This window comes from Pseudogracilibacillus amylolyticus (SeqCode) (genome assembly GCF_051918545.1).
GTDB lineage: Bacteria > Bacillota > Bacilli > Bacillales > Amphibacillaceae > Pseudogracilibacillus.
Genome location: NZ_JBPPZG010000210.1, coordinates 1 through 6,467, shown reverse-complemented (window position 1 = coordinate 6,467; position 6,467 = coordinate 1). Strand labels below are relative to the sequence as shown.

Here is a 6,467-nt window from a genome sequence, read left to right as displayed (position 1 = left end):
GTGTTGCCCATACATCCAAAGCACCTCTAAAAATTCCTGGAAAGGCTAATACATTATTTACTTGGTTAGGAAAATCCGATCTTCCTGTCCCGATAATCCTAGCTCCTGCTTCTTTTGCATCATCTGGTAAAATTTCAGGATCCGGATTTGCCATTGCAAAAATAATAGGATCTGTATTCATTTTCTTAACCATTTCTTTCGTAAGTGCGCCACCGACGGATACACCGATGAATACGTCTGCTCCTTCAATAACTTCTTCAAGATTGCCTTGTAATTTCCGTGGGTTTGTCCTCTTAGCAATTGCTTCTTTCACTTTATTCATTCTCCGTGGTCTTCCCTCATAGATAGCTCCTTGGGAATCACACATAATAATTTCGCCAACCCCAAAATTATCCAATAGTTTTATAATTGCAATACCGGCAGCACCTGCACCATTTGCAACAACTTTAATTTCTTTGAATGATTTTCCTACTAATTTTAATGCATTCATTAAACCGGCCACTGTTACAATTGCTGTTCCGTGTTGATCATCATGGAAAATTGGGATTCTAGTTTCTTTCTTTAATCTTTCCTCAATGATAAAGCAATTAGGGGCAGCTATATCTTCCAAATTAACCCCACCAAAAGTAGGCTCCATCAACTTAACAGTTTGAACAATTTCTTCAATATCATGTGTATCTAGGCAAATTGGAAATGAATCTACTCCTGCAAAGGTCTTGAATAAAACAGCTTTTCCTTCCATAACTGGAAGAGCAGCTTCAGGACCGATATTCCCTAATCCTAAAACAGCTGAACCATCACTTACAACGGCAACCATATTTCCTTTCATTGTATAATCATAAACAGCGTGTTTATTTGAATAAATTTCTTTACAAGGTTCAGCAACCCCTGGAGAATATGCCAAACTCAAATCTTCTGCATTTTTAACTGGTACTTTAGATCGTAATTCCAACTTCCCCTTATTAATTTTATGCATATGTAATGCTGCATCTCGTAATTTCGACATCCCTTATCGCTCCTTCAATTTACCGTTCAGATGTCATTTCCATCCACTTAACAGGATATAATGACATTTTAGACGAGTTATTATTATATAGATTATAACAAAGGTTTTCTAAATAGATAGTTTATTTTTAAATTTATATAGAAGAATCATATAATTTTTATAATTTTAACACAACATTTTCGTCTCCAAAATAGTTTTTTAAATTTGAAACTACGTCATCAACTGCACGTAAATTATATTTTTCACCTAATTTATACGTTTTTCTTTCTTTCTCATAGTAAATAATTATTGCTGTCTTACCAGGAAATTGTTGCGCATATTTTTGCAAAAAATGTAAAGCATTTTTTTGCTTCGCTTCGGTCACTTTGATGTACAAATAGCCGGCATTTTCTTTCACGATATCTTCTACATTACAAAGTTGTAAACGATCGATAACAATTTGCTTTTTATTTTCACGTTCACTCACTTTTCCTTCCAGACAAATGATCGCCTCTTCCTTTAACCACTCACTTACCTCGCGATAGACATTAGGAAAAATAACCCCTTCCATTTCATCTGTTTCATCAGCTAATAAAACAAAAGCCATCGAATCCCCACGTTTTGTATGGATTTTTTTAACACCTTGTAAAATAGCTACCGTCTTAATCACCCGATTATTCATATATCGTGCTTTATGCAAGGAAATGAAATTTTGTAACGTTAATTCCGTCCGATATTGTTTTAACGGATGATTCGTTACATACATATGCATTAACTCTTTTTCATCACGGAGACGCTGTACCTGGCTGAAATCATCCATTTTTATATAGGCTGGTTTCATTTTCATTTGCTTCCCAAATAAATTTGTCTGACCCTGCAGATCTCCAAACAACTCAGCGCGAGCTAATGCTTGATCGATGGAAGCTAGCAAACTTGCCCGATTATCGTAAGTTTCATCAAAGGTTCCTGCTAATATAAGTGTTTCGAGTGCATTTCTCTTAATGGATACCCGTAAACAAAAATCGAATAAGTCAGTAAAAAGGGCTTTTTTTCGTTCAGCAATAATTTCTTTTACCGTTTCATAACCAATCCCTTTTATCGCCATTAATCCAAAGCGAATACTTCCATGTTCGACAGTAAAATAGGCATGACTTTTATTGATAGAAGGTGGTAAAATCTCAATTCCTAACTCATTTGCTTCTCTTACGTACATATTTAACTTTTTTGCATCATTTGATACAGTCCCAAGTAGATGAGCAAAGAAAAATGTTGGATAATTAGCTTTTAAATAACTTAGCTGGTATGCAATTTTACTATAGGCGACCGAATGACTTTTGTTAAATCCGTAATTAGCGAATTTTAATACCCATGAAAATACTTCTTCGGCAATTTGTAAGCTATATCCTTTTTTTATACATCCTTGAACAAACGTTTCTTTTTGTTGTTCAATCAGCTGTCGGTTCTTTTTACTTATCGCTCTTCTTAAAATATCTGCTTCACCTAATGAAAGTCCAGCAAATTGATGAGCAACTTGCATAATTTGTTCTTGATAAAGTAAAACACCATACGTATTATTTAAAATTGGTTCCAAGTCTGGATGTAAATAGGCAATTTTTTCTCTGCCATGTTTTCTCGCAATATATGTAGGAATAGCTTCCATTGGACCGGGACGATATAATGCATTAAGTGCAATTATATCATCTAATGAAGTTGGTTTTAACTGCTTTAGTACACGCTTCATCCCATCGGACTCCAATTGAAAGACCCCATTTGTTCGCCCAGCTTGTAACAGGGCAAACGTTTCTGTATCATTGTCTGGAATTAAATCAATATTTAACTGCTCACTAGTTCGTCTATTTATCGTACCTATAATTCGTTCCATCAGTGACAAATTACGTAAACCTAAAATATCGATCTTAAGTAAACCGATTGCTTCAAGTTCATTCATTGCATATTGTGTTAAATACGTATCATGTGTGCCTTTTGTTAGTGGAACATTAGAAAGTAGCGGTTTTTTTCCAATTACAATCCCTGCAGCATGCGTCGAAATATGTCGAGGCAAGCCTTCTAAAGTTACAGCAACTGAAAACAACACCCTAAGTTTATTTGATTGTTTTATATAACTTTGAAACTCCTCGTTCCCTTTAATATAATGAACAATTGGTTTGTTTGCTTGTACAGGAATGTGCTTCAATATATACGCTTGATCATGACGATCAATTTCCATTGTTTTCATTAGTTCACGTAGTAAAGAACGGGCTGCAAATGTTCCAAATGTAATTATTTGTGCAACATGATCTTGTCCATACTTTTCCCTCACATAATCAATTACCTCATCACGTCTTACATCAGAAAAGTCAATATCAATATCTGGCATCGAGACACGTTCCGGGTTTAAAAATCGTTCAAACAACAGATCATATTGAAGCGGATCAACATTCGTTATTCCGAGTAAGTAAGACACAATGGAGCCAGCCGCTGAACCCCTACCTGGTCCGACCATTATATTATTTTCTTTCGCAAACTGAACGAAATCTGCAACGATTAAAAAATAATCACTAAATTGAAGTTCCTTAATCGTGTGAAGTTCATATTCTAGCCGTTTCATTACTTCTTCTGTTATTTCAGTATATTTTTCTTCCAGATTATCCATGCATAATTTTCGTAAATAGTCATGAGCTGATTCGTTTGTCGGTACAGGAAAAGCTGGTAATAGTTGCTTATTAAAATCAAACGTAACATGACATTTTTCTACAATTTCATTTATATTTTCAACAATTTCCGGAAAAGTAGAAAAAGCTGTTTCAATTTCTTCCCTTGAGCGAAAATGACGACCTGAAATTTGTCGATTTTGTTTTGTATAATCCCATTTTTCATTAAATTTCATTGCTTGTAAACAGTCGAAGCTAATCGCATCTTTTTTATCCAAATAGCGAACATCATGAAAGGCGATAATCTGTTTGTTTCCAGATATATAATATTTTTTTAGATGCTCGATTAATGTGGTTGTTTCTTGATTATAGATTTCTGCACCAATATATAAATCTTCTTCTAAAACGATCGATTTAAAATGATGCAAAAACAGATTTATCTCCTCATACTTTTGTTCCAGAAACATTTTTTTTAGCGCAGGAATTTCAGTAGACAAAATGCAGACAAGATCTTCCGCTGTTTCACATAAAAATTCATATGAACATGTATTTTCCATTTGAATATGGGTAGAAATTCTGATTAACGATTGATAGCCGCGATTATTTTTTGCCAATAATACAAGGGGAATATCCATTTCATTAATCGTTGTCTTTACAATCAATCCGATCAGTGGTTTAATCCCTGCCTTAAGACAACTTTTATAAAAAGGGATTACCCCATGTAATACATTTTCATCCGTTAATGCAAGCGAAGTAAATTGTAGCTCACTTGCCCGCGCCACTAACTTCTCGATTGTAATTGTACTATTTAATAAACTATACCCACTTCGAACTTGTAAATGTGTAAACGACATTTTTTCTCCTGCCTTTACTTCGTAGTTAGATCTTGATTGAAAAAATCCGGAACATCTTCGCTCTTTTCATTATAACGTTAAATATTAACCCTTTCCACCAAAAAACACGAATATATGTTTCTGATATTATAAGACAGCCTAATTTATTGTTTTATGCAAGAAGACTCCACCTTAATTTTGTGCGGGCAAAGCTCAAAAAAGTGAAAGACGAATCGCTTTTTTGTTTAGAAAAATATATTTCATGTACAAATTGCTCTTTAAAAACGAAAGATATGAGGTACTAATCGCATCCATACGCACCCAGTTGCAAAAACCTAGCTAAAGTAGAGTGTGCGGCGAGTAGGATATTTTACTTGACCGCAGAGACTACGGGTAGAGCTTGCTAAATAACTAGCGATTACACGCTTGTTCGCAGGAATCCTCAATTCTTTCTTCCTACTAATTTAGCCTTTCACAATGTTTTCATAAGTTGTCCACTTTAAACATAGAAATATATAGAATGGGGGGATTAGCGGATGGAAGAACGTTTTTTTGTATCCTTTATCCATTGTTTCTTTATCGCATTTGGCGTTATGGTCGGGGGAACAATTATTGGAAGTATTGGCTCTTTTTTGACAGGAGATGCCCCTTTACATGCAATGAATCGTATTGCAAAATCAATTAAAATTTGGGCGATTGTAGCGGCCATTGGAGGTACCTTTGATGCGATCGAAAATTTCCAAAAAGGACTGACGGACGGATCCACCTTTGATCTATTCAAGCAATTCTTATTTATACTAGCTGCGATGATGGGCGTTAAAACAGCCAGTATTATTATTAGCTGGATAACGAATGAGGATATGATGTAAATGCACATCCCACCGTATCACAAAAAAAGATCTTGGCAAATTTTTCTCGTTGGTACACTAATCGGGTCAATCATTGCTTATACAATGTTTGCTTATATGTATGGAAAAATGTATGAAAATTTACTTTCAGAGAACATACAGATAAAAACAAAATTAGGTGAACTGGAACGACAAAATGAAGCACTATTACAAGATAAAGAAGATATGGAAGAAAAGTCAGCTAATACGATTCAATCAATTGGCATCGATTTTTCGAATAGTGAAGATTTAAAATTAGATCGCTTAATTATTCACGAACTTGAAGACTTAATCAAAAATGAAATAAATTTTATCATTGGAAAAGATGTGAAAAGCCTCTCTGAAAACTATGATTTGTTAATTACACTCTTGGAGAATAAAACCTTTACCATCGATGACTTTTCTTATCAATTTGAAGTAAACAAAATGTTTGTTTCTGAGCAAGTAAAAATCACACTTCATGTAAAGCTTTCCAAATAAACTTATGAACATTTAATGAAATATTAAGATAATAATAGCCAATAATAATAATATCTAATAAAATATAGTTAACAGGGTAGAAGCCTAAATGGTAAGTTTATTTTAGAAAGGATGTCGTCTATGACTGTACTTGATCGTCGTTTAATGCGAGATGAAAAGATCAAACAATTAAAAGAAGGACGCAGTGTATATGCAGAATCTCCAGAATTTATCCGGTTAATCAAACGTGGTATTGAAAAAGAAAAATTATCAGTCACACTTGAACATACAAACGGAGGTTGCTGGTTTATCCCAAATGAAAATGAATAAAATAGAAATAAGATAAGTGCTGTTTCGACATACATTAGTTGAAATCAGCACTTTATATTTTTTATTTAAGCTCTTCTCGTAAATTTTGTTACTATTAATTCTAAACAGTTGAAGTATACTGTGCAGTAGTGAAAGTTTTTCTACCTACGAAAATGTAGACAAGTTACAAAGTAAAATACCGCTACGGAAATACATTCCGCTTTCCGCAGGCGGCTGATGAGCCTTCCTTGTGCTACGCACTGCGTTGTCTCACCTAGGCCTTTCCTCCTGCAGGAGTCTCCATGTATTTCCTCCGCTAGAATAGTTGCTTTGTATTAATAAC

5 protein-coding genes are annotated in these 6,467 nt (G+C 34.3%); 3 read left to right on the top strand and 2 right to left on the bottom strand.

The genetic code is table 11. From position 1 onward, the window contains the following. A partial coding sequence (gene ystJ / locus ACPYKA_RS17415; RefSeq protein WP_479543479.1) for an NADP-dependent malic enzyme occupies positions 1 to 1,006 on the bottom strand: 1,006 nt, incomplete at its 3' end. Positions 1,007 to 1,163: 157 nt separating this feature from the next. After that, the gene (gene dnaE / locus ACPYKA_RS17410; RefSeq protein WP_479543478.1) at positions 1,164 to 4,490 is read right to left on the bottom strand and encodes a DNA polymerase III subunit alpha; all 3,327 of its coding nucleotides are present in this window, start codon (positions 4,488 to 4,490) and stop codon (positions 1,164 to 1,166) included. 515 nt (positions 4,491 to 5,005) lie between these two features. Between dnaE and ytrH the strand changes: the two genes are divergently transcribed. The 3 genes from ytrH to ACPYKA_RS17395 all read left to right on the top strand — a co-directional run bounded on the left by ytrH (position 5,006) and on the right by ACPYKA_RS17395 (position 6,145). Then, positions 5,006 to 5,338 carry a sporulation membrane protein YtrH gene (ytrH, locus tag ACPYKA_RS17405; RefSeq protein ID WP_336263525.1) on the top strand — a complete coding sequence of 111 codons (333 nt, stop codon included), beginning with the start codon at positions 5,006 to 5,008 and terminating at the stop codon, positions 5,336 to 5,338. Further along, positions 5,339 to 5,836 (top strand): sporulation membrane protein YtrI, encoded by a 498-nt coding sequence (ytrI, locus tag ACPYKA_RS17400; protein ID WP_479543477.1) that lies wholly within the window; start codon positions 5,339 to 5,341, stop codon positions 5,834 to 5,836. 120 nt (positions 5,837 to 5,956) lie between these two features. Further along, on the top strand, positions 5,957 to 6,145 hold the full coding sequence (locus ACPYKA_RS17395; RefSeq protein ID WP_479543476.1) for a YtzJ family protein: 189 nt from the start codon (positions 5,957 to 5,959) through the stop codon (positions 6,143 to 6,145). The last annotated feature ends 322 nt before the right edge of the window (positions 6,146 to 6,467 follow it).